Raw genomic sequence first — 23,848 nt, 5'->3', positions numbered from 1 at the left:
ACAGATTACTGCAGTTTTTCTACTTTTATTACCTGACCTTTTCCGGCTGTCAATATATCCACAGCCGCCTTAATGGCATCCATTGCACCGGCATCGGTAGATGCGCCCGTAGCAGCCACCTTCTTTTTAGGAGCCTCTTCTGGAGCAACTTTATTTACAATGGAAATCAGAAGCTGGCTTAACCAGATAACAATGAGCAGAATTACAAAGACTGTGACCATTCCGACCACCATCAGCAATAATCCTAATTCAATGTTTTCCATTTCTCAATTAATTAGAATATACATAAAAGGCGCTCCCTGAAAAAGGATTCAGAGAGCGTCCCAAAAGTAGGAAATTCCATAAAGAACTACTACTAAAACTCGTTAAATATTTGATATTTTATTTAGGTTATCGCCTTATTACTATCAAAATAATATTTCATCAAGCGATTTGCGTTTCTTAGTTGGCACTTCTTGTTCTTTTGCATAACCCACAGGAATCATCACTACCGGCTCCATGGAATCAGGCAGACAAAGCACTTCCCTACAAAGCGGTACATCAAAGTTGCATACCCAGCAAGTGCCTAATCCCTGCTCCGTTGCAGCCAGGCAAAGATGCTCTACGGCTATAGCCACATCAACATCTGCATGGTCTTTTCCGTCCGACTTGCGATGCCAGGATTCCTCATGATTAGCACAAGCCACGATAATGCAGGGCACATTTTCCATCCAGTTTCTGGGATACGCTTTTTTCAGTTGTGACAAGCGGGCCTCATCAGTGACTACGGCAAATTTCCAAGGCTGAAAATTCACGGCCGAAGGAGACAAGCGTACACATTCCAGCACATAATCCAATTTTTCTTTTTCCACCGCACGCGTTTCATAATTCCGTACGGAATGACGCATGTTTACTAAATCCAAGAAATTCATATTATTTTCAATATTATAGTTTTATCTCTAAATTAAGTCCCAAAATATTCAGGCAGCGCTTTACGTCATATTGGCGGCAATAATATACATCCAATGCCGTTTTACGGGAAAAAGGCCATCGCACTCCCGGACGATAACGGACGCGTGGCAAGGAGAAGAAAGCCTTGTCACCCACCGGCTGAAATGCTTCCACCGAGAAATAAGGATATACCACCCAGTTTCCCGATTCATAAGCTATCCTCAAGCGTGAACGCAGCTGCGCTTCATTTGTTCCACCAATAAATGTATGTTGCAGAAGTTCCCGCCAGCCCAACTTTATATTTCGTTTGGTTCCTGAAACGATAAAACCGGCCTGATAGCGATGTCCAATTTTCCATCCGGCAGCCCCGCGGTCACGGTATTGTAACTCGTAATATCCTTTCAGCTGCAATAACGGTAATACACGATAATTCAACCCCACATTCAACCGTTCCCGTTCCATCTCCTTCAAACCGTTTTGGGTACGGGCCTGAAATGTACCTCTAAATTTCACCTTCGGATTAAATTGCCAGTCTACCCGTACTCCCGTCCAGGTGGCAAATTCACCTTCTGGCACGGCATAAGCAGAGAATGACACCAAACACATTCCCAACACAAGTAGTAATGTTCCCCATCTATTTTGTTTTTGATTCATAAGTACCTATTCCAACTAAATTGACTGTGCAAGGTATCAAGAAAATCCTGAATTTGCAAATTCAAAGAATACCTCTTCTTCATTTCACATTTGAATCTATTCCCCAGCTCTAGATATCATCAAGCATCCTAAAAAGGAATAGTTTAACACTTTACACCTCCCATTCGTAGTTTTTTTCGCCTATTCATAGATTTTATTTTCGAATCAATAGACTTCTCAATAGTTTTGCACAGATTCATCAACTCATCGCCATGAAACAAAACATATTATTATTCATTCTCATCCTATTAATTTCAGGATGCAGTCAGAAAGAAATAGAACCAAGTTTCTCACTGCAAGAAGAGACTAGTTCAATTACTTTAGCCTCTGCAGCCAGTTCCCAAACTGTAATCAGGTTTACCAGTACACGGGAATGGAAAGCAAGCACTTCCAGCGAATGGCTGCTGATTTCTCCTACTTCAGGAGAAGCCGGCACTTATCAGATGGCTCTGACGGCTTCCAGTAAGAATAATAGCAAAAACTCACGTACGGCTACGGTAAATTTAGTTTCTGCCGGCCTCACCCAATCGTTTACCGTTACACAATCGCCTGCAGAATATGTGGAACTGGAACAAACAACGTATTATACAGAAGTTCAAGGAGGCTCACTACAAGTCAAGTTCACCACCAATCTCAGCACTGACGAACTAGCTATTTATGGCACGGCCAGCTGGCTAACACAACCTGCCAACAGTCGCACAGATCAGGCCTATGTAGTCAACCTGACCGTTCTGCCGAACGAAGATGAAAAGGAAAGAACGGCCTATCTTTGTTTTTGTAAAACAAACGGCGAAGAAGAGGAAGTACTTAATAGTGTCACTATTTTACAAGAAGGCACCAGCACAAGCACGTCTACTGATTATTCTGCCGACAAGACAGTACGTGTACTTCAGCGTGCCACACAGGGAAGCGGACTCCCTATCGTACTGATGGGAGATGGATTTCTGGACACTGACATTGTAAACGGGACATACGATGAGGTTATGAACAAAGCCATGGAAAACCTGTTTACAGAAGAACCGCTGAAATCGCTGCAAAGCTATTTCAACGTATATTCCGTAACGGCAGTCTCCCGCAGTAACAGATTCGATGGTTATAACACTGCTTTTGGATGCCAAATGGAAGGAGGAATGAGTACCTTGATAACCGGAAACGATGAAAATGTAATAGACTATATACAATGTGTAGAAGGGATTGATGTGTCCGAAACACTGGCTGTAGTCGTACTAAATTCTCCCTCGTATGCCGGAACGACCTACTTTGGCTACTACAGCGAGAACCAGGTAACCGAATTAGCCATAGCCTATTGCCCGATTATCTACAACCTTGAAAACGATAGCTTCAGGCAAGTATTGGTACATGAGGCAGTGGGACATGGATTCGCCAAGTTAGAAGATGAATACAGCTACGAAGAAAACGGAAAGATGCCTTCGGATGAAATAAACGACGTAAAAGTGCTGCAAAGCTATGGATGGGCACAAAATGTGGATTTCACTCAGGATGAAAATACCATCTTATGGTCATCTTTTCTGAAAGACAGTCGCTATAGTTCAGAAGGCATCGGCATTTATGAAGGAGGCTGTACCTACATGCGCGGTGTGTATCGTCCTACGGAAGACAGTATGATGAATACCAATACATGTGGATTTAATGCACCGTCACGAAAAGCCATCTACGACATGGTGATGAGAAGAGGAGAAAACCGGGAAACCACCTACGAAGAGTTTGCGGACTTTGATAGCCAGAATGTTTCACAGGTACAAACCCTTACCCGGACTTCGAATACCATTAGCCGCCCGTTTACACGTCCGCACTTCGTCCACAAATCCATTAATAAATAAAGCCTCAAAAGCCAAGAGGATAATAAATGAATTGACCGAATATATCTACGTTTCCGCTGGCTGAGACGTACGTTTCTCTATCGGAAAACCTACGTTTCGCGTAAAGGAAACCTACGTTTCCCGACAGAGAGACATAAAAATTACTTCGGCAAAACAATAATCACATAAGGATATTTAAGAAAGACCTGTTATAAATAATATCAGAAGTAATTTACTTCAAACAAAAACGCCCTGAGTCTGTGACAGATACAGGGCGTTGCTTTTTTATTTTTCGTTTTTATTTTTATCCAGCCATCAGCAAGACAAGCAGCTGAGCCGTCAGGATACGCAAAAACATGGTCAACGGATAAACGGTTGAGTAACCTACAGCCGGCGCATCATTTCCTGCAATCTGATTGGCGTATGCCAAGGCAGGAGGGTCAGTATTACTACCGGCAATCAAACCCATCAACGTGAAATAGTTCACCCGATGATGCCAGCGAGCAACAATACCGGTAATTACCAACGGTATGAAAGTAATCAGGAAACCGAGTCCCACATACAATACGCCATCACCTTCGACTACCATCTGCACAAAGTTCTCGCCGGCTTTGATTCCCACACTCGCCAAGAAGAGCACCAGTCCCACTTCACGAAGCATCAGATTGGCACTCATTGTGGTGTAGGTTACCAGTTTCACTTTATGTCCGAAACGTCCAATCAAAATAGAGATAATCAGCGGACCACCAGCCAAACCCAGTTTTACCGGAGTCGGCATACCCGGAATGGCAATAGGCAAACTTCCGAAAAGGATACCGCAAAGAATACCGACAAAAATAGTTACGATGTTCGGATGATCCAGACGACGCAACTGGTTACCCAGCAAGTTAGCCACACGTTCGATGGCATCCTGTGGACCAACTACCATCACACGGTCGCCCACCTGCAAGCGAAGCTGACGGGCTGCAAACAAGTCCATACCCGAACGATTGACACGTGTCACGTTAACTCCATACATACTGCTGAAATGAAGTTCTCCCAGCGTTTTTCCGTTGATATTCGGCTGTGTCACCAAAATACGGCGAGACACCATCGGTTTGTCCTGCTGGTTAGTGGCATCCCAGTCTTGTTCGATTTTCGGACCGATGAAGGCCATGATAGCTTCTGAGTCATCTTCCGCACAAACCAGGAACATACGGTCACCCAGACGAAGCACCGTATTGGCATTCGGCGTAATCATGTGGCCGTCCTGAATAATACGCGTACATACAAAGTCACGTGCCAGGAAGTTCTGCACCTGTGACAAGGTCTTACCGCTCAGCGCCTCATTCTGCACCTTCAGTGAGATAGTATAAGGCTTCATGTGAGGATTGGCTTCTTCTTCTTTCTGAATCTCGTCACTATCACGCTGCACATCTACCCGGCAGATATAACGGATAATAATCATGGAAAGAATGATACCCATCACACCCAACGGATAAGCACAGGCATATCCCATGGCAATTTCAGGACCCTGATAGTGCAACTGCTGCAAAGCTTCATTTGCCGCACCAAGCCCCGGAGTATTGGTAACCGCTCCACACAGGATACCTACCATCATCGGAATGTCTACTCTACCCTGCAAAGCAAAGTACAGAATCAATGCTACGGCAATGTTCAGGAATACAATTCCCACTGCCAGCAGGTTTAATGTAATACCTCCCCGTTTAAAAGAAGAAAAGAATGAAGGACCGACCTGAAGTCCGATACAGAAGACAAAAAGAATCAGTCCGAAGTCTTGCACGAAAGAAAGGATGGCAGGATTTCCAGTAAAACCGAAGTGTCCAGCCAAGATTCCCACGAACAAGACGAATGTAACTCCCAGCGATATGCCGAAGAATTTAATTTTTCCCAACAGTACCCCCGCCGCAATTACAAAGGCATACAATGCCACTATATGCGCTATCGAGTTGGGATTCGTCAATAAATCTTGTAGCCAGTTCATAGATATTAAATTAGTTTATTCAGGAGGCAAATGTAACCAATTAAAAATAATAGGGCAAACTTTTCTTTCTTTTTTCATCCCAACCTTCTTTCTGATGTATTCCATACACTCTTTTCCTGTCCAAAAGCCCTCAGCCCCCTTGCACACGTTTAATGTTTTTAGCTTTCTATAGCTATAAAAAAGGGGTAATGTGGAATAAACAAGCGGAAAATTTGTATATTTGCCCATGCAGGCTACAACCTGTGTGATAATTTTAAATCTGAATATCAACCCAAAAACACTAATTCACTATGGCAGATAGTAAAGAAAAACTCTTTTCAGATTTTTCGCCCGTGTCCACACAAGAATGGATGGACAAGATTACGGTAGATTTGAAAGGAGCCGATTTTGAGAAGAAGTTAGTATGGAGAACCAACGAAGGTTTCAAAGTGAAACCATTCTACCGTCAGGAAGATTTGGAAGGATTGAAAACCACAGAGGGACTTCCCGGACAATATCCCTACATCAGAGGCATCAAAAAAGACGATAACACCTGGTTTATCCGTCAGGACATTAACGTAAACGATGCGGCTGAAGCCAACGCCAAAGCCCTTGATATATTAAATAAAGGTGTAGACTCACTCGGATTCCATATCAAAGCCAAAGAACTCAATGCAGAATACCTCGATACTTTGCTGAAAGACATCTGCTGCGAATGTGTGGAACTGAACTTCTCTACCTGCCAGCGTCACACGCTGCAACTGGCACAACTGCTGGTAGCCTATTTCCAGAAAAAAGGATATGCACCTGAAAAGCTGAAAGGCTCGCTCAATTTCGACCCTATCAGCAAAATGATGCAAAAAGGAAAAGACGTAAGCGCTGTCATTGCCACAGGGAAGGAACTGGTGGAAACACTGGCTGCATACCCGCATTTCCGTTGCATTGCCGTGAACTCTGTACAGTTGAACAACGCCGGAGCCTACATTTATCAGGAATTAGGATACGCACTGGCATGGGGAAATGAATACCTCAACCAGTTGGTAGAAGCAGGCGTTCCTGCCGCACTGGCTGCCAAGAAAATCAAATTTAACTTTGGTATCAGTTCCAACTATTTCATGGAAATTGCCAAATTCCGTGCCGCACGTATGCTGTGGGCTGACATCGTAAAACAATACGCACCGAAATGTCCGCGCACGGACTGCAAGAATACAGGAGCCGACGGCACTTGTTACTGTGCCTGCAAGATGGTAGCCCATGCAGAGACATCTAATTTCAACCTTACTTTGTTCGATGCACACGTGAATTTACTCCGTACGCAAACTGAGGCCATGAGTGCTGCCATTGCCGGAGTCAACTCCATCACGGTATCTCCATTCGACAAAGCTTATCAGACACCGGACGATTTCTCTGAAAGAATTGCCCGCAACCAGCAGTTGCTGTTGAAAGAAGAATCACACCTGAACCGTATCGTTGATCCGGCTGCAGGTTCTTATTATATTGAAAATCTGACTGTAGCCATTGCCAAACAGGCTTGGGACCTCTTCCTTTCTGTAGAAGAAGCAGGAGGTATGTTGCAGGCTGTCAAGGCTGGAAGCATTCAGGAAGCTGTAAACCAAAGCAACAAAGCCCGTCATGAAGCGGTTTCCAAACGTAAAGAAATCCTGTTGGGAACTAACCAGTATCCGAATTTCAATGAACTGGCAGGAGACAAACGTCCGCTGGATGGATGCAAGAAATGCGGTTGCGGTGGAGAAGCACACGAAGAAGAAGGCACTCTGGCCAAACTGGAAACCGCACGTGCAGCCAGCGAATTCGAAGCTCTCCGTCTGGAGACTGAAAATTCAGGCAAACGTCCGAAAGCTTTCATGCTGACCATCGGTAACCTGGCCATGCGTCAGGCTCGTGCACAGTTCTCATGCAACTTCCTGGCTTGTGCAGGCTACCAGGTAATTGACAACTTAGGATTTGCCAGCGTAGAAGAAGGAATTGAAGCTGCCATGAAAGCACAGGCAGACATCGTGGTCATCTGCTCCAGCGATGATGAATATGCAGAATATGCTATCCCGGCCTTCAAGGCACTCAACGGACGCGCTATGTTTATCGTAGCCGGTGCTCCGGCCTGCATGGAAGAACTGAAAGCTGCCGGCATTGAAAACTTCATTCATGTGCGTTGCAACGTACTGGAAACCTTACGCGAATACAACAGCAAACTCTTATCCTGAATTGAACTATGAGACAGAATTTCAAACAAATCGATATATTTGCCGGTTTCCATCCGCAGAATGGCATGGAATGGCAGAAAGAAAATGGCATCACTGCCAACTGGAAAACGCCTGAACAGATTCAGGTGAAACCTGTATACACGAAAGAAGACCTGGAGGGTATGGAACACCTGAACTATGCAGCCGGTATTCCTCCTTATCTTCGTGGCCCATACTCTATGATGTACACCTTCCGCCCGTGGACTATCCGTCAGTATGCTGGATTCTCTACCGCCGAAGAGTCAAACGCATTCTACCGTCGTAACTTGGCTTCCGGTCAGAAAGGATTGTCAGTAGCTTTCGACCTTCCGACACACCGTGGATACGACCCTGACCATCCGCGTGTAGTGGGCGACGTAGGTAAAGCCGGAGTATCTATCTGTTCACTGGAAAACATGAAAGTGCTTTTCGACGGTATTCCATTGAACAAAATGTCTGTTTCCATGACCATGAACGGTGCGGTACTTCCTGTCATGGCATTCTATATTAATGCCGGACTGGAACAGGGTGCCAAACTGGAAGAAATGGCCGGAACCATCCAGAACGATATTCTGAAAGAGTTCATGGTGCGTAACACCTATATTTATCCGCCTGCCTTCTCCATGAAGATTATTTCTGACATCTTTGAATATACTTCTCAGAAGATGCCGAAATTCAACTCTATCTCTATTTCGGGATACCACATGCAGGAAGCGGGGGCCACTGCCGACATTGAACTGGCTTATACACTGGCCGACGGATTGGAATACCTCCGTGCAGGAGTGGCTGCCGGTATTGACATTGATGCTTTTGCTCCGCGTCTGTCGTTCTTCTGGGCCATCGGTATGAACCACTTTATGGAAATAGCCAAGATGCGTGCCGCACGTATGCTGTGGGCCAAGATTGTAAAACAGTTCAATCCGAAGAACCCGAAATCACTGGCACTGCGTACACACTCACAGACTTCAGGATGGTCACTGACCGAACAGGATCCGTTCAACAACGTAGGACGTACCTGTATCGAAGCCATGGCTGCCGCATTGGGACATACGCAGTCACTGCATACCAACGCATTGGACGAAGCGATTGCCCTTCCGACCGACTTCTCGGCACGTATTGCACGTAATACTCAGATTTACATTCAGGAAGAAACGCAGATTTGTAAGAACGTAGACCCGTGGGGCGGTTCTTACTACGTAGAAGCATTGACCAACGAACTGGCTCACAAGGCTTGGGAACACATTCAGGAAATCGAGAAACTAGGCGGTATGGCCAAAGCCATCGAAACCGGTATTCCGAAAATGCGTATCGAAGAAGCTGCTGCACGTACTCAGGCTCGTATCGACTCGGGTGAACAGACTATCGTGGGTACAAACAAATATCGTCTGGAAAAAGAAGACCCGATTGATATTCTGGAAGTGGACAACACAGCCGTACGCCAGGAACAGATTGAAAACCTGCGCCGCCTGAAAGAAGGCCGTAACCAGGCTGAAGTGGACAAGGCATTGGAGGCTATTACCGAATGCGTACGCACAGGCAAGGGCAACTTACTGGAACTAGCCGTAGAAGCTGCTCGCGTACGTGCCACACTGGGAGAAATATCTGACGCCTGCGAAAAAGTCGTAGGACGTTATAAAGCAATTATCAGAACAATATCAGGCGTGTATTCATCAGAAAGTAAAAAGGATGCAGATTTCGCACGGGCTTGCGAACTGACCGAAGAATTTGCGAAGAAAGAAGGCCGTCGTCCGCGTGTCATGATTGCCAAGATGGGACAGGACGGACACGACCGTGGTGCCAAGGTAGTAGCTACCGGATTTGCGGACTGTGGTTTCGACGTGGATATGGGCCCGTTGTTCCAGACTCCGGAAGAAGCCGCTCGCGAAGCTGTAGAAAACGACGTTCATGCAGTGGGAGTTTCTTCATTGGCTGCCGGACACAAGACTTTGATTCCGCAAATCATTGCCGAATTGAAACGTCTGGGCCGCGAAGATATTCTGGTCTTTGCAGGTGGTGTCATCCCGGCACAGGACTACGATTTCTTGTATAAAGCCGGTGTAATGGCTATCTTTGGTCCGGGTACTTCCGTAGCTAAATCGGCCTGCCAGGTAATGGAACTGTTGTTAGAGGCAGAAGAGGAATAAAAATAATTTTCACCATAAAAAAGCGTTCCGGATTTCGAATCCGGAACGCTTTTTTATGATAATTACTATAACTTACTTATACGTAATCCAGCGAATCATTTCCTTGAAAGAAGGTTTCTTTCCATACATCAGGATACCTACCCGATAAATCTTTCCGGCTATCCAAATCATGCCGAAAGCGGCAACGTACAGAATAACTACAGACAGCATCGTTTCCCACACCGGTACATCGAAAGGCAGACGCACCATCATGACAATAGGTGAAGTAAACGGAATCATGGAACACCAGATAGCCAACGGTCCGTCGGGGTTATCGGAGCTGTAAATACCTGCATAGAGGGCAAAAATCAACAGAAGAACAATCGGCATCATAAACTGCTGAGAGTCTTCCTGCCCGTTGATGGCCGCACCGATAGCTGCAAATATGGAAGCATACACCAGGTACCCTCCGATAAAGTTCAAGACAAAGAATCCTCCCATCTTGGCCAGATTCAGTCCCTGAAGAGTTGCCAGCAAACCAGATGCTCCTCCCATCAGTTCGGGCGAACTACCAGAGATTCCCCCGGCTACAGCCAACAATACTATAATCAACACCGCCCAGATAGCCAGCTGTGCCACACCGACCAGTCCGATACCGATAATTTTTCCAATCATCAACTGAAAGGGCTTAACAGAAGAAACAATCACTTCTACAATGCGGTTGGTCTTTTCTTCCATCACACTTTGCATAACCATACCTCCGTATGACATCACAAACATGTAAATCAGAAAAGTCAGCACCATACCGGCTGCCATAGCCGCTCCTGCGTTGGATTCACTCTCACTCCCGTCTTCTCCCCATTTTACCGTGCGGATATTCAACTTGCGGTTCACATCCTGCATGATGGAAGGCAACTGCGGAATGTCATAATGCAGCAGCTTGTCCTGACGTACCTGCTCGTCAAGCGTCTCACTCACCAGGCGCGAAAGACTGTTAGGAACTTCTTTCCGCGAATAAATCGTTACGGCCTCCGGATGTTCAGCCAGGTCGGCCTTGATTTCTACCACGGCATCAAACTGTGTGGAGTCACTTCGAAAAGAGGCTTCCATCTGGGGAACTCCCACAAAATGCCAGGATTCATCGTCTTTAAACTGAGGAAGATATTTCATGGTGGCATCAATAATGGCTACCTGTTTCTGGTCTCCGCCCTTGACCGTGGATAACCACAACGGGACAAAAATAAGTGCCGCAAAAATGAACGGCATCAATATGGTAAGCAGGATAAACGACTTTTTGCTTACCCGGTTTATGAATTCACGCTGAATAATAATCCATGTCTTGTTCATAACTGAAAGATTTATTTTTTTGATTAGATTTTCCCCTCTACCGTACGGATAAAGATATCGTTCATGGAAGGGATACATTCGGTAAACTTGCAGATTTCGCCCTGCGCACCTACAAGTGACAATAACTCAGAATTGGAAATGGAAGTGAGCTTCCGCAGTTTATAGTTTACCGTCTGCTCATCCTGCACCTCACTGCTGACAATTTCAAAGGTATCCGAATTCTGTAACGGTTTCGAAGACTGCATCATCAGTTCATACTGATTGCTTTTATAACGTGAACGAATGTCTGTTACCGCTCCCTGCAACACCACCTTTGAATGATTGATTAGTGCAATATGGTCGCAGATTTCCTCCACAGAAGCCATGTTGTGCGTAGAGAAGATAATGGTATGTCCCTCGTCTTTCAATTTCAGGATTTCTCTTTTCAGCAGTTCCGCATTTACCGGGTCAAAGCCTGAAAACGGTTCGTCGAAAATCAGCAGGCGGGGACGATGCAACACGGTAATGACAAACTGCACTTTCTGCTGCATACCTTTGGAAAGTTCCTCCAGTTTCTTGTTCCACCAAGGCATAATTTCAAAGCGCTCAAACCAGTCGGTTAGTCTTTTCTTGGCCTCCTGACGGCTTAATCCTTTCAATTGTGCCAGATAGATGGCCTGTTCGCCCACCTTCATTTTTTTGTAAAGTCCACGTTCTTCGGGAAGATAGCCAATGGAATAAATATCTTCCGGGCGTGAGAGTCGTCCGTCAAACCACACCTCACCGGCATCGGGAGCTGTAATACGGTTGATAATACGAATCAGCGTGGTCTTTCCTGCCCCATTGGGTCCCAGCAAACCAAATACCTGTCCTTCGGGCACTGCGATGCTTACTCCATCCAGCGCCGTATGGTTGGCATACCGTTTTACGACCTGTCGTGTTTCCAAAAAAGAATCATTCATGTTGTTACTTGTTAAAAATTGAACATTTAAAAGATATAAGTTTCACAAAGTTATCAATTTCATGCAAAGTAAAGAAAACTGTTCTTATTTTCTGCATAAAAAGCAGACAAGAAAAAAACGCAAGGGCGTTTGACCTAAAACGTAAGTGCGTTTGAAGTAAAACGCACTTACGTTTGATCTTAAACGCAAGTGCGTTTTGAATTGAACGTAAAGGCGTTTGAAAGAAAAGGAAAAACGGCCTTCAGGGAGAAAAAAAGCGGAAATGCCCGCAGTAACTACTCAGGCATTTCCGCAACAAATTCCAATAGAATGAAAAGCTTACAGGAAGAACTTAAAGACAAAGATGAAGGCCAGAATATACATGGCCGGTGTAAACTTCTTGGTATGTCCGCACAACAGATTAATCAGGACGTAGCTGATCATTCCCAACACGATTCCATCGGAGATGCTGTAAGCCAAAGGCATAAAGATGATACAGATAAACGCCGGAATGGCTTCTGAGTAATCCATAAAATCGACTTTCTTCACAGAAGACATCATCATCAGACCTACCAGAATCAATACGGGAGCCGTAGCTGCACCCGGTACTGCCAAAAAGAACGGAGCCAAAAACAATGACAGAAGGAAGCACACTGCCGTAACAAAGGAAGTCAGTCCACTACGTCCGCCTTCGCCCACTCCGGAAGCACTTTCCACGAAGGTGGTAATGGTACTGGTACCCAGCATGGCACCGGCTGTTGTTCCGATGGCATCCACCAAAAAGGCTTGCTTCAGGTGAGGAATCTTTCCATCTTTTGTCACCATTCCGGCCTTTGTAGTCACTCCGACCAACGTACCGATGGTATCAAACATATCTACAAACAGGAAAGTAAACACTACAATCACCATTTCCTTTGTAAAGATATGCTCCCACTGGAACTGGAAGAAAATGGGTTCGATAGAAGGAGGAGTGCTCAACACGCCATCCAGATGCGTCAATCCCATAGGAATACCGATAACAGTAGTCAGCAAGATTCCTATCAGCAAGGCTCCACGGACTTTCTTCACCAGCAAGATGGAAGTAATCAGCAGGCCGATAATGCCCAGCAAGGCCGAACCAGAAGTAATATTTCCCAATGAAATCAAAGTCGCATCGTTATTCACAATGATACCGGCATTCTGCAAACCGATGAACGCAATGAACAAACCGATACCTGCACCAATGGCATTGCGAAGGCTCAAGGGCAACGCATCTACGATTTTTTCACGCAAATTGGTAACCGTCAGCAGAATGAATATGATTCCTTCCAAAAGTACGGCAGTCAGAGCAAACTGCCAGGTATAGCCCAGCGTAAGACAAACGGTATAGGCAAAAAACGCATTCAACCCCATTCCCGGTGCCAGTCCGAAAGGCAATTTGGCATAAAAGGCCATCAACAATGTAGCAAAAGCCGAAGCGATGACTGTTGTTGTGAAAAGCGCTCCCTTGTCCATACCTGTAGCCGCCAGAATGTTGGGATTGACAGCCAAAATATAGGCCATGGTCAGAAAGGTCGTGATTCCGGCCAAGATTTCCGTACGCACACGCGTCTCACGAGGGTTAAAACCGAATAATTTTTCCAGCATTTTCATTTTATAATTGCTTTAAATGATTCAACCGGTTTAGAAAGACCACTTCATGGCCAGTGTCGGGATGAAGTAGAATCCGTTACGATCGGCAAAATCCGTACTCAATTCCCATTCTGTACCTACGCTCAGGTTCAAGTCTTTGTTTACATGCTTAAACTTATTCAGGTTTACCCAGAACTGCGGTTCACTGATGAATACAAAGTCGTGGTTGTTTCCATCTGCATCAAAATGTTTCTCACGCCAGAAATCCGCAAATCCGCTGAAAGTAAATTTTTCCTTACAGAAATTCAGGGTCCATGTACCCGTCAACTGAAAGTTATGCGGTTTTTCATTCTTCTGAATATATTTATACAGCACCTGTACGCCGAATACCTTGGAAAAATCATTACTGTTCCATGAGTAGGTAGCACCTCCCAAGAAGGCATTGTTGATATAATTCAAACCTCCGTTGTATTCTACATGTGCAGAAACAGGAGCCTTCCAGAATTTCAGTTCACGGCTGATTTCCCAATAAGCAGATGACACTCCTTTGTCTGTATAATCCATATCGACAAAGAAATAAGTGCTACCCCACTTGTCTGCCTTGAACATCTCGACCGTTGTAGTCACCCACGGACGTTCGTCCAATGATTTATACAAGGCACGCCCCAAGTCATAATGCAACTGAATGTTCTGAGCCATCACTTTTCCTGCGCATACAGAAAGAAGAATAAACGCAAAAAGAAATAATTTTTTCATTTTAATTTAACGTACTTTTAATGGTTTTTAAAATCGGCTGCAAAATTACATAAAAAAGCGGTATAAAAACAAAGAACTCGTTATCTTTGCTCTTAAAGAGCATAAATAAGAAGCCATGAAAAAACTGTTAATCATTCTATTGATGTGTGTGATAGGCCTGGGAGCAAAAGGCCAGGTATCTCAAGAAGCCTTCCGCCAATGGCACGGAGACAAATATTCCATGTTTATCCACTTCGGACTTTACTCACAATTAGGCGGGGTATGGCAGGGTAAACAGGTGAAGAATGGATACAGTGAACAGATTCAGGCTTTTGCCCCAATTTCCAAGAAAGACTACGAAAAAATTGCCGGCCAGTTTAATCCGACACAGTTTAATGCTGACTCCATTGCTGTACTGGCAAAAAAGGCGGGAATGCATTCCATTATCCTGACCAGCAAACACCATGACGGCTTCTGCCTGTTCAAAACGGCTACTACTTCCTTCAACTCATACGATGCGACTCCATGCAAACGAGATTTCGTGAAAGAAATGTCGGAAGCTGCCCGCCGTCATGGACTACGGTTCGGACTGTACTATTCGCTTATCGACTGGCACTATCCGTATGCATCACCCATGTCTCCTCATAACGCTGACTTTATTACAGAAGCACACCATGCTTTTTCAAAAGCCCAACTGAAGGAACTCCTTACCAATTATGGAAAGATTTCTGAACTCTGGTTTGACATGGGAGCAAACACCCCGGCACAAAGTAAGGAACTGTATGAACTGGTACACCACTACCAGCCCGACTGCATGGTGAGCGGACGCCTGGGCAACGACCAGTATGATTTCTGCGTAATGGCAGACAATGACTATCCGGATAAAACCCTTCATGCTCCCTGGCAAAGTGCCGCATCCATGTTCAATGAGACCTGGGGATACAGAGCATGGCAAGACCGGGGAAGCATAGAAAGCAAAGTACGTGAAAAGACACGAAGCCTGATTAATGTGGTTTCCAGAGGAGGAAACTACCTGCTAAACATCGGTCCGAAGGGAAACGGAGCAGTAGTTGACTTTGAGAAAGAAGTGTTGGAACAGATGGGCGACTGGCTTTCCCGCTATGGCTACGCTGTATATCAAACGGAAGCTTCTCCTTTCCAGGAAGAGTTTACATGGGGAGAAGTAACACGCAAAGACAATCACCTGTACTTGTTTCTCTCCGGGAAATATCCGGCAGAGGGAAAAATCACCCTGCAAATGCCCGGCTATCTTCTGCAGAAAGGAGACGGGAAAATGGCTACTTACCTGCAATATGGGGACGAGGTAGTATTGACCGTACCGGCCTCAGCCTACAAGGACAAACAAATACACGTATTGACTCTTTCCTTCGATAAAAAGATTGAACCGTTCCCAGGAAAGACCATTAGAAATGCCGTGCTTACTCCTCGCAACGCTACGCCGCAATACAGTTACTCCTGTTTTGATTACTATACGAACTACCGCAGCATTACGGGCTACAGCTGGAATTTCGAACAACTTCTGTTGAAACAATTGGAGATTATCTACACTTCACAGGAAGCAGGAAGAGAAATAGACCTGATATTGGATGGAAAGACCTACTCCGTAACACTGGACAAAGGAAAAGAGATAAAAGAAACGGCTTTTTCAGGTACCACCTGGGGAGATACCTACGTATGTGGTCCCGGCAGCGGAGTGTTCCATTCGGCAGAGAAACTGGATGCAGACTTACAGCATGCACCTGTATCCGGTAAAACCTGGACCAAAATAGATAAAGACAGTGACAAGGTTGCCTGCCCGATTCTATCCAGCTATTATGTGATGCGAGAAATAGACTCTCCGCGTTCACAGCATATTCTGGCGGAAATTGGTGCCGGAAATGGAATGGAGGTCTACCTGAACGGAAAACTGATAGCCAAGCATCTGAATCCGTATCGCACGAAGTTCCGTACGGAAAAAGTGATTCTTCCACTGAAGAAAGGAAAGAACCAGGTAATCCTCCGCAGCTATAACCGTTTTGAAGACGAAGCGGCTTATCTGCTGCGACCTGCCGAGGAACAGAAAGCTTACCGTCAGGATTTCATTATTCCAGATGCGGTGAACGGAAAAGAGCATAGCCTCACTATAAAACCACACAATCCCTCTTCCCCGCACACAGATGCTGAATTATTCAACCTGCGTATCCGGTTAAGAAGGATTGCGATGTAAAAAGTCAAAGAGGTTAATACACCTCTTTGGCTACCTTATATACACTATCGGATGCCATGAATGTGTAAAAGTGCAGGCCCGGAACTCCGTGTGCCAACAAATCCTTACACTGTGCCTTGCACCATTCCACTCCTACTGCTTTCACTTCTTCGTCCGTCGTACATTTACGAAGTTCAGAAGCAAAGGCTTCTGGAATGTCTGTGCGGAACACTTTAGGCAATACATTCAACTGATTCTTAAATACCACAGGCTTGATTCCCGGAATAATGGGCACGTCAATACCTTCCTGACGGCAACGCTCTACGAAAGCATAGTATTTCTCGTTGTCGAAAAACATCTGTGTCACCACATAATCAGCTCCGTTGCGTACCTTTTCTTTCAAGTAGAACAGGTCGGACTCCATATTGGGAGCTTCTTCATGCTTTTCCGGATAACAAGCCATACCGTAAGAGAAAGGAGTTTCAATTCCTTCTATCTTGGAACCATCCAGTCCAAAGCCCTGATTGAAACGGTTCACCTGTTCCTGTAAATCGGTGGCATGCTCATGGTACAGACACAAATCTTTTTCTGCAATGTCCAGCGGCTTGGAATCTCCTCTCAGCAGCAACAAGTTATTAATGCCTAAGAAATTCAGGTCGAGCAAGGCATATTCCGTTTCCTCCTTCGTAAATCCCTTACAGATGATATGAGGCACCGCCTGAATGCCATACTTGTTCTGAATGGCTGCGGCAATGGCTACCGTTCCGGGGCGCTTGCGTACCGTAGTCTTCTTCAGGTTTCCATCGGGCTGCGGCAAATACACTATCTCACTGTGATGTGAAGTGATGTTGATGTATTTAGGGTCAAACTCCCTCAACTTATCAATGATGTGATATACTTTTTGTATACTGTTTCCCTTTAACGGTGGCAAAATCTCAAAGGAAAACACGGGTTCCTTACTATTCTTTATCAAATCTATTACTTTCATAGTGCATTTGTATAATTTGTCGGCAAAGATACAAGCAAAAGTGCTATCCACCAACAATCGGAAGATATTTAGAAAAAACGGACTGTTTTTCCCATTAAAGACGGATAGAATTAGAATAATATTCTATGTTTTATTCTGTTTATGGAATAAATACACAGAAAAGGATTTCACGTCCCTATATGTGCAGTCCATAGTCATGCTTCACTTCATCCATGACAAACATACTTTCCAGCGAACCCAGACTGTCAATTGTACCCAATACATTAATAATAAACTCCTGGTAATATTTCATGTTCGGAGCATGGATTTTCAGCAGATAATCGTAACTGCCGGAAATGTTATAGCACTCCGTCACCTCCGGAATGTTCTGAATGATACGGGTGAACTCCATCGCTATGTCTTTATTCATCCGACGCAATTTGACATTACAGAATACCACAAATCCCTGATTCAGTTTGTCGGCATCCAGCACGGCAATGTACTTCTTGATGTATCCTTCCCTCTCCAGCCTTTTCAACCGTTCAAATACAGGAGTAGACGACAGACTGACCTGTGCCGCCAGCTCTTTAGTGGTCAACCGGGCATTCTCCTGCAACGTACGGAGAATCTGCAAATCCACTTTATCCAGTTTTTCTGTCATAAGAATATTATTCTATTATGAATTGTTTTACGGCAGCAAATCTACAAGTTTTTTCTTTTAAACCATCATTATATAGAACAATTCTCCATATTTTCAGCAAATATTGGATGATATAACCATACAAACTACTTTTGCAGTATCATTTAATCACTTTTACACACTTACGACTATGGATAGAACTAAGCTACACTTCGAAACCCTCCAGTTACATGTGGGACAAGAAAATCCCGATCCGACGACCGATGCACGAGCAGTCCCCATCTATCAGACGACTTCGTACGTCTTTCATGACTCGGCCCATGCCGCAGCCCGTTTCAGTCTGGAAGACAGCGGAAACATCTATGGCCGACTGACCAATCCCACCCAAAGTGTACTGGAACAGCGAGTAGCTGCATTGGAAGGAGGAGTAGCTGCCCTGGCCGTAGCCTCCGGAGCGGCCGCCATCAGTTATGCGTTTGAAAATATTACGCGCACCGGTGACCATATTGTATCGGCCCGTACCATTTATGGAGGAACTTACAACCTGCTGGCACATACTTTCCCCAGCCGTGGGATACACACCACTTTTGTAGACGCAGAAGAACCGGCAAACGTGGAACAGGCCATCCAGCCCAATACTAAGGCGATATTCATTGAAAGTTTAGGAAATCCGAACTGCACGCTTGTCGACATCGCCCGCATTGCGGAAATAGCTCACCGTCATCAGATTCCTTTACTGATTGACAACACATTTGCTACTCCTTATCTGCTGCGTCCCATTGAACATGGTGCCGACATCGTTATACATTCTGCCACGAAGTTTATCGGAGGACACGGCACGTCATTAGGAGGTATCATTGTGGATTCCGGTAAATTCGACTGGAAAGCTTCCGGTAAATTCCCCCAACTGACAAGTCCCGACCCATGTTACCACGGACTTTGCTTTGCCGATGTGGCAGGTCCTGCGGCCTATATCACCCGAATACGCGCCATTCTGTTACGCGATACCGGAGCCGCCATCAGTCCGTTCAATGCCTTCCTCCTTCTGCAAGGACTGGAAACCCTCTCGCTCAGAGTGGAACGTCACGTAGAGAATGCGCTGAAGGTAGTAGACTTCCTGCAGCACCATCCTAAAGTGAAAAAGGTCAACCATCCGTCACTTCCTGAGCACACTTCCCCGGCCCTCTATCAGAAATATTTCCCAAAAGGTGCCGGCTCCATCTTCACGTTTGAAATCCAGGGCGGACGTACGGAAGCACACCGCTTTATCGACCATCTGGAGATATTCTCCCTGCTGGCCAATGTAGCCGATGTCAAATCGCTGGTCATCCATCCGGCCAGTACGACGCACTCCCAGCTCAACGACCAGGAACTGGCGGAACAAGGCATCACACAGTCTACCATCCGTCTTTCCATCGGAACCGAGCACATTGAAGATTTGCTTACCGACCTGAGTCAGGCCCTTGAACAAATCTAACCCAAAACACAAACGGAGAATGCCCATTTCAGTAACGCGCATTCTCCGTTTGACATATTCTTTTGTACGCCGAATTTATTCCAGTTCGTCGATATTCAATTCTTCGCTTTTCCGGTATCCGGAACTGGTCAGTACTGCAATCAACTGCTGTTGCTCATCTACCAGACGCACTTCAATGAAAGGTACCCTTCCATGATTGAACGTCTCGGTAGCCTCTGCATACACATACCCTTCACTGATTGCACGCAGAAAAGTGATATTGGCATTCAGTGACAAAGTCAGACGTCCACGGCTATTGGCCACAGCAGCAAATGCCAAATCGGCCAATGTAAACAATGCACCTCCCTGACAAACTCCTCCGGCGTTCAGATGCTTTTCAGTCACCTTCATCCGGGCTTTGGCATATCCCGGACTGATTTCCAGTAATTCCACTCCAGCCTCAGCCGCAAAACGGTCGGCCGACAGCATTTCTTTTAACGTTCCCATATCTTTTAGTGAATTGTAACCATTGTAGCTCCGAAACCGTATTCACGGAAAGAAGCATCCTGCCATTGATAAGTCTTATATTTACGTTTCAGCTCATCCAAGATAGCCCGACGCAATACACCATCTCCTTTACCGTGAATAAACACAATCCGCTGCCCTTTCTTCTGCTTGTATTCCTCCAATGTCTTGCGGAACACATCCAGCTGATAATTCAGCATTTCGGCATTTCCCATACCGGTAGTGTCATCCAGCAGTTCATGGATATGCAGGTCGACCTCCACAATTTCATTCTTTACCACATGCTGCTTTTTCTGCAACTTTGCCGGTACGTCCTGCACGTTCTTCTGCAACAGCGCATTCTTGATGTCGTCAGCCGAAACATATACCTGCTTTACCGCTTCATCATCCTTGACAATCTCATAAATCAAGGCCGGTTCCTCAAAAAAGTCGGAAGACTGGAAAGTATGCAACTTGTAAAACTTCACCGTATCAATGCGCAACTCCTGATTCACCGCCTGTTTCAGTAGAAAGGTACGGTCATCCTTATAAGCCAGAAGCTGTACGGCCACACGCTCCATACCGTTCAATGCACTCTTTTCGAACTCTTCCAGGTGCATCTTCATGTTCGGTTTCACCGTTCCCCGGCTGCGTAAAGTCCAGCTCTTACCCTCTGCCGAAAGATACAAGTAATCAATAAAATAGTTACTGTCATTCACCAGATAGGCATCAAATGCAGTAGAGGATATGGACTTTACATCCTGCGGCACATAAGCCAGAAACACATTCAGTACGTCATTTCCACGTATTTCGGGTGCCCGATAAGTTATCGGCTTTTCTTCTTCCTCCTCTTCTTCTTCAACTTCCGGTGCAGAAGGCTTGGCTGTAGATTTCAACGGGATGTTATAATCGTCGGTCTGTATCACCACACACTCCCTAATCAGCATAGGAATTTCAAAACCATCTTCTCCTTCCACCAAAGCAATGTCCTTTCCTTGAAATCCCCGGACAATGCCACCGCCTACTTCACTCAGGAAGCGTACTTTATCTCCTATTTTCATAATCTGTCCTCAATTTATTACACTCACAAATGTAACGACTTTCCACGGAATATGGAAATTATTCAGCAGTCTGCAAAAGGAAGTCCACGAAAAAATTATTATGTTAGGAGGATTCTGCTATTTGTTGTACTTTTGCAAAAAAATAAACGACATGGAAGAAACAAAACATATAAAGATTAGCGACTACAACTATCCGCTGCCGGATGAACGCATCGCTAAATTTCCGCTGCCGGTCCGCGACCAGTCCAAGCTGCTGGTGTATCAGCACGGACAAATCAGTGAAACACATTTCACCTCCCTTCCGGACTACCTGGAGCCCGGTACCCTCATGATTTTCAACAACACGAAAGTCATTCAGGCACGTCTGCACTTCCGCAAGGAAACCGGCGCGCTGATTGAGATTTTCTGTCTGGAGCCCATCGAACCCAACGACTATGTACTCAACTTCCAGCAAACCCAGCATGCGGCCTGGCTTTGCATGATTGGCAACCTGAAGAAATGGAAAGAAGGCCCTCTGCACAAGGAAATGACAGTAAAGGGAAAGACACTGACGCTGACTGCTACTCGTGGAGAATGTCACGGCACCAGCCACTGGATTGATTTCACCTGGGACAATCCGGAAGTAACCTTTGCCGACATTCTGGAGTTCTTCGGCGAACTGCCCATTCCTCCCTACCTGAACAGAGAAACACAGGAAAGCGACAAGGAAACTTACCAGACCGTCTACTCGAAGATAAAAGGTTCCGTAGCCGCCCCGACTGCCGGCCTGCATTTCACGGAACGCGTATTGCACGCTCTCAAAGAAAAAGGAGTGGATTTGGAAGAAGTCACCCTACACGTTGGAGCCGGCACATTCAAACCTGTGAAAAGTGAAGAAATAGAAGGCCACGAAATGCATACGGAATACATTTCCGTAAACCGTGGAACCATAGAGAAGCTCCTGGCACATGGAGGTGAAGCCGTGGCGGTAGGAACTACTTCTGTCCGTACACTGGAGAGCCTTTACTACATCGGTGTCACTTTGTCACAGCACCCCGATGCCAGCCAGCAGGAACTGCACGTACAGCAATGGCAACCCTACGAAACTCATCCGGAGTTAAGTACCACAGAAGCCCTGCAACAGATACTCGACTACATGGACCGGAACCAGCTCGATGCGCTGCACACCAGTACACAGATCATCATTGCACCGGGATACAATTACCACATCGTCAAGAAAATGGTCACCAACTTCCACCAGCCGCAAAGCACCCTGCTGTTACTGGTCTCTGCTTTTGTGAAAGGAAACTGGCGTCCCATCTACGATTACGCGCTGGCGCATGATTTCCGCTTCCTGAGCTACGGAGATTCATCTTTACTTATCCCCTAACCCCAAACAGAAGAAACAATGACAGACAATAGCGAAGAAATGTTTCCCATCGTAGACGAAGAAGGAAACATCACAGGTGCCGCTACCCGAGGAGAATGCCACAACGGAAGCAAGCTGCTGCATCCGGTAGTCCACTTGCATGTATTCAACAGCAAAGGAGAATTATATCTGCAAAAACGTCCGGAATGGAAAGACATCCAACCGGGAAAATGGGATACCTCCGTAGGAGGACATGTAGACCTAGGAGAAAGCGTGGAAATGGCACTGAAACGGGAAGCCGGAGAGGAACTCGGCATTTCCAATTTTACTCCTCAACTGCTGACACATTATGTATTTGAATCAGACCGGGAAAAAGAACTGGTATTTTCGCACAAAACCGTATTCGACGGACCTATCTCGCCCAGTGAAGAACTGGCAGGAGGACGTTTCTGGCCACTGGATGAAATTCGGCAAAATTTAGGGAAAAACGTTTTCACCCCCAATTTTGAACGAGAATTCACTACAGTTCTACATCAACAATAACAAGAACAAAAGTAAACAGAAAACGTTACATACTTTTCTGTAAAACAGTCTTATCCTTATTACGTTTCCCCTAAGGAAAACATAAGTTTCCCACAGCGAAACCCTACGTTTCCGGTATGAAAAACGTACGGTTCCGCCGTGGGAAACATAAAAAATATAAAGGCATTACAGCCTTATTACCCAATCATTTTAGTATTCCACCTTATCCGTTTTTTCAGTCCAGTCCTGAAAAGCCCGAATAGCTTCTTCCGGCAACAAAACTTCTGAGGGCAGACGTCTTTCCGCCGGTTTCAAATCCAGTTCCTCATAAATAAAGGCATCGTCAAAGCCGATAGCTGCTGCATCGTGCTTGTTATTTCCATAATACATACGGTCCAGATGTGCCCAATAGATTGCACCTAAGCACATGGGACATGGTTCACAAGAAGTATATATCTCACAACCACTCAAGTCGAATGTACCCAGTTTCTTAGCTGCCGCACGGATGGCACTTACTTCTGCATGGGCGGTCGGGTCGCAATCCGGCGTCACACGGTTTACTCCCGTAGCTACAATCTCACCGTTCTTTGCAATGACAGCACCAAAAGGACCGCCACCTTCAGCTACATTCTTCACTGACAACTCAATAGCCTTACGCATCAATTCTTCTTTCGTCATACCATATTATTTTTAGTAATTCGTAAAAAACTTGATGAAAATACACAAAACTATAGAATAATCCAAACTTTTTAGCTATATTGC

Annotated in this window: 20 protein-coding genes; 7 read left to right on the top strand and 13 right to left on the bottom strand. The window is 45.5% G+C overall.

Going from position 1 to position 23,848, the window contains the following annotated elements:
* Nucleotides 1-5 precede the first annotated feature (5 nt).
* From DXD04_RS06235 to DXD04_RS06225, 3 genes are all read right to left on the bottom strand, one after another.
* Nucleotides 6-263: an OadG family protein gene (locus DXD04_RS06235; protein WP_007561999.1), complete on the bottom strand. Its 258-nt coding sequence runs from the start codon at nt 261-263 to the stop codon at nt 6-8.
* A 144-nt stretch (nt 264-407) separates the two neighbouring features.
* Complete coding sequence (locus tag DXD04_RS06230; RefSeq protein ID WP_117671810.1) at nt 408-911, bottom strand: nitroreductase family protein; 504 nt, start codon at nt 909-911, stop codon at nt 408-410.
* A gap of 13 nt (nt 912-924) precedes the next feature.
* On the bottom strand, nt 925-1,584 hold the full coding sequence (locus DXD04_RS06225) for a DUF2490 domain-containing protein (protein WP_117671808.1): 660 nt from the start codon (nt 1,582-1,584) through the stop codon (nt 925-927).
* A gap of 251 nt (nt 1,585-1,835) precedes the next feature.
* On the opposite strand from DXD04_RS06225, the gene DXD04_RS06220 reads away from it, so the two are divergent.
* Nucleotides 1,836-3,464, top strand: coding sequence for a M64 family metallopeptidase (locus DXD04_RS06220; protein WP_117671806.1), 1,629 nt, complete (start codon nt 1,836-1,838; stop codon nt 3,462-3,464).
* 283 nt (nt 3,465-3,747) lie between these two features.
* Here the strand turns inward: DXD04_RS06220 and DXD04_RS06215 are convergent, their stop codons facing one another.
* Entirely contained in the window at nt 3,748-5,427 is a 1,680-nt protein-coding gene (locus DXD04_RS06215; RefSeq protein ID WP_117671804.1) for a putative transporter, read from the bottom strand.
* 290 nt (nt 5,428-5,717) lie between these two features.
* Between DXD04_RS06215 and mutA the strand changes: the two genes are divergently transcribed.
* Nucleotides 5,718-7,628, top strand: a complete 1,911-nt coding sequence (mutA, locus tag DXD04_RS06205) for a methylmalonyl-CoA mutase small subunit (protein WP_117671800.1) — start codon at nt 5,718-5,720, stop codon at nt 7,626-7,628.
* Between the two features lie 8 nt (nt 7,629-7,636).
* Entirely contained in the window at nt 7,637-9,790 is a 2,154-nt protein-coding gene (gene scpA / locus DXD04_RS06200; protein WP_022054179.1) for a methylmalonyl-CoA mutase, read from the top strand.
* A gap of 72 nt (nt 9,791-9,862) precedes the next feature.
* Here scpA and DXD04_RS06195 read toward each other — a convergent pair whose 3' ends face one another.
* The 4 genes from DXD04_RS06195 to DXD04_RS06180 form a co-directional block, all read right to left on the bottom strand.
* Nucleotides 9,863-11,116 (bottom strand): ABC transporter permease, encoded by a 1,254-nt coding sequence (locus DXD04_RS06195; RefSeq protein WP_117671798.1) that lies wholly within the window; start codon nt 11,114-11,116, stop codon nt 9,863-9,865.
* A 23-nt stretch (nt 11,117-11,139) separates the two neighbouring features.
* Nucleotides 11,140-12,057, bottom strand: coding sequence for an ABC transporter ATP-binding protein (locus tag DXD04_RS06190; RefSeq protein WP_117671796.1), 918 nt, complete (start codon nt 12,055-12,057; stop codon nt 11,140-11,142).
* A gap of 318 nt (nt 12,058-12,375) precedes the next feature.
* Nucleotides 12,376-13,662 (bottom strand): NCS2 family permease, encoded by a 1,287-nt coding sequence (locus DXD04_RS06185; RefSeq protein WP_117671835.1) that lies wholly within the window; start codon nt 13,660-13,662, stop codon nt 12,376-12,378.
* A 36-nt stretch (nt 13,663-13,698) separates the two neighbouring features.
* A complete protein-coding gene (locus DXD04_RS06180) occupies nt 13,699-14,403 on the bottom strand; it encodes a nucleoside-specific channel-forming Tsx family protein (protein WP_117671794.1) in 705 nt (234 codons plus the stop codon).
* Nucleotides 14,404-14,518: 115 nt separating this feature from the next.
* Here DXD04_RS06180 and DXD04_RS06175 point away from each other — a divergent pair, with 115 nt between their 5' ends.
* The gene (locus tag DXD04_RS06175; protein ID WP_117671792.1) at nt 14,519-16,609 is read left to right on the top strand and encodes an alpha-L-fucosidase; all 2,091 of its coding nucleotides are present in this window, start codon (nt 14,519-14,521) and stop codon (nt 16,607-16,609) included.
* A 13-nt stretch (nt 16,610-16,622) separates the two neighbouring features.
* On the opposite strand, the gene metF is transcribed toward DXD04_RS06175, so the two are convergent.
* A complete protein-coding gene (metF, locus tag DXD04_RS06170; RefSeq protein ID WP_117671790.1) occupies nt 16,623-17,576 on the bottom strand; it encodes a methylenetetrahydrofolate reductase [NAD(P)H] in 954 nt (317 codons plus the stop codon).
* 175 nt (nt 17,577-17,751) lie between these two features.
* Nucleotides 17,752-18,216 (bottom strand): Lrp/AsnC family transcriptional regulator, encoded by a 465-nt coding sequence (locus DXD04_RS06165; protein WP_007562030.1) that lies wholly within the window; start codon nt 18,214-18,216, stop codon nt 17,752-17,754.
* A gap of 169 nt (nt 18,217-18,385) precedes the next feature.
* Between DXD04_RS06165 and DXD04_RS06160 the strand changes: the two genes are divergently transcribed.
* Nucleotides 18,386-19,672: an O-acetylhomoserine aminocarboxypropyltransferase/cysteine synthase family protein gene (locus DXD04_RS06160; RefSeq protein WP_117671788.1), complete on the top strand. Its 1,287-nt coding sequence runs from the start codon at nt 18,386-18,388 to the stop codon at nt 19,670-19,672.
* 75 nt (nt 19,673-19,747) lie between these two features.
* On the opposite strand, the gene DXD04_RS06155 is transcribed toward DXD04_RS06160, so the two are convergent.
* The gene (locus DXD04_RS06155; protein ID WP_117671786.1) at nt 19,748-20,158 is read right to left on the bottom strand and encodes a PaaI family thioesterase; all 411 of its coding nucleotides are present in this window, start codon (nt 20,156-20,158) and stop codon (nt 19,748-19,750) included.
* A gap of 5 nt (nt 20,159-20,163) precedes the next feature.
* Entirely contained in the window at nt 20,164-21,216 is a 1,053-nt protein-coding gene (locus DXD04_RS06150; protein WP_117671784.1) for a DUF2027 domain-containing protein, read from the bottom strand.
* Nucleotides 21,217-21,367: 151 nt separating this feature from the next.
* On the opposite strand from DXD04_RS06150, the gene DXD04_RS06145 reads away from it, so the two are divergent.
* Together DXD04_RS06145 and DXD04_RS06140 are read left to right on the top strand one after the other, a co-directional pair.
* Nucleotides 21,368-22,585 (top strand): S-adenosylmethionine:tRNA ribosyltransferase-isomerase, encoded by a 1,218-nt coding sequence (locus tag DXD04_RS06145; RefSeq protein ID WP_117671782.1) that lies wholly within the window; start codon nt 21,368-21,370, stop codon nt 22,583-22,585.
* An 18-nt stretch (nt 22,586-22,603) separates the two neighbouring features.
* Nucleotides 22,604-23,107, top strand: coding sequence for an NUDIX hydrolase (locus DXD04_RS06140; RefSeq protein WP_117671780.1), 504 nt, complete (start codon nt 22,604-22,606; stop codon nt 23,105-23,107).
* Between the two features lie 189 nt (nt 23,108-23,296).
* On the opposite strand, the gene DXD04_RS06135 is transcribed toward DXD04_RS06140, so the two are convergent.
* Entirely contained in the window at nt 23,297-23,764 is a 468-nt protein-coding gene (locus DXD04_RS06135; RefSeq protein WP_117671778.1) for a nucleoside deaminase, read from the bottom strand.
* Nucleotides 23,765-23,848: the final 84 nt, after the last annotated feature.

It is taken from the genome of Phocaeicola plebeius (genome assembly GCF_003437535.1).
Lineage (GTDB): Bacteria > Bacteroidota > Bacteroidia > Bacteroidales > Bacteroidaceae > Phocaeicola > Phocaeicola plebeius_A.
This window is presented reverse-complemented; position numbering and strand designations above follow the sequence as displayed.

Excerpts from the sequence above, each read along its gene's own strand:
- metF (WP_117671790.1), bottom strand. The coding sequence starts at position 17,576 with ATGAAAGTAATAGATTTGATAAAGAATAGTAAGGAACCCGTGTTTTCC.
- DXD04_RS06225 (WP_117671808.1), bottom strand. The coding sequence starts at position 1,584 with ATGAATCAAAAACAAAATAGATGGGGAACATTACTACTTGTGTTGGGA.
- DXD04_RS06140 (WP_117671780.1), top strand. The coding sequence starts at position 22,604 with ATGACAGACAATAGCGAAGAAATGTTTCCCATCGTAGACGAAGAAGGA.
- mutA (WP_117671800.1), top strand. The coding sequence starts at position 5,718 with ATGGCAGATAGTAAAGAAAAACTCTTTTCAGATTTTTCGCCCGTGTCC.
- DXD04_RS06230 (WP_117671810.1), bottom strand. The coding sequence starts at position 911 with ATGAATTTCTTGGATTTAGTAAACATGCGTCATTCCGTACGGAATTAT.
- DXD04_RS06220 (WP_117671806.1), top strand. The coding sequence starts at position 1,836 with ATGAAACAAAACATATTATTATTCATTCTCATCCTATTAATTTCAGGA.
- DXD04_RS06180 (WP_117671794.1), bottom strand. The coding sequence starts at position 14,403 with ATGAAAAAATTATTTCTTTTTGCGTTTATTCTTCTTTCTGTATGCGCA.
- DXD04_RS06160 (WP_117671788.1), top strand. The coding sequence starts at position 18,386 with ATGGATAGAACTAAGCTACACTTCGAAACCCTCCAGTTACATGTGGGA.
- DXD04_RS06145 (WP_117671782.1), top strand. The coding sequence starts at position 21,368 with ATGGAAGAAACAAAACATATAAAGATTAGCGACTACAACTATCCGCTG.
- DXD04_RS06235 (WP_007561999.1), bottom strand. The coding sequence starts at position 263 with ATGGAAAACATTGAATTAGGATTATTGCTGATGGTGGTCGGAATGGTC.
- DXD04_RS06215 (WP_117671804.1), bottom strand. The coding sequence starts at position 5,427 with ATGAACTGGCTACAAGATTTATTGACGAATCCCAACTCGATAGCGCAT.
- DXD04_RS06150 (WP_117671784.1), bottom strand. The coding sequence starts at position 21,216 with ATGAAAATAGGAGATAAAGTACGCTTCCTGAGTGAAGTAGGCGGTGGC.
- DXD04_RS06190 (WP_117671796.1), bottom strand. The coding sequence starts at position 12,057 with ATGAATGATTCTTTTTTGGAAACACGACAGGTCGTAAAACGGTATGCC.
- DXD04_RS06185 (WP_117671835.1), bottom strand. The coding sequence starts at position 13,662 with ATGCTGGAAAAATTATTCGGTTTTAACCCTCGTGAGACGCGTGTGCGT.
- DXD04_RS06135 (WP_117671778.1), bottom strand. The coding sequence starts at position 23,764 with ATGACGAAAGAAGAATTGATGCGTAAGGCTATTGAGTTGTCAGTGAAG.
- scpA (WP_022054179.1), top strand. The coding sequence starts at position 7,637 with ATGAGACAGAATTTCAAACAAATCGATATATTTGCCGGTTTCCATCCG.
- DXD04_RS06195 (WP_117671798.1), bottom strand. The coding sequence starts at position 11,116 with ATGAACAAGACATGGATTATTATTCAGCGTGAATTCATAAACCGGGTA.
- DXD04_RS06175 (WP_117671792.1), top strand. The coding sequence starts at position 14,519 with ATGAAAAAACTGTTAATCATTCTATTGATGTGTGTGATAGGCCTGGGA.
- DXD04_RS06155 (WP_117671786.1), bottom strand. The coding sequence starts at position 20,158 with ATGGGAACGTTAAAAGAAATGCTGTCGGCCGACCGTTTTGCGGCTGAG.
- DXD04_RS06165 (WP_007562030.1), bottom strand. The coding sequence starts at position 18,216 with ATGACAGAAAAACTGGATAAAGTGGATTTGCAGATTCTCCGTACGTTG.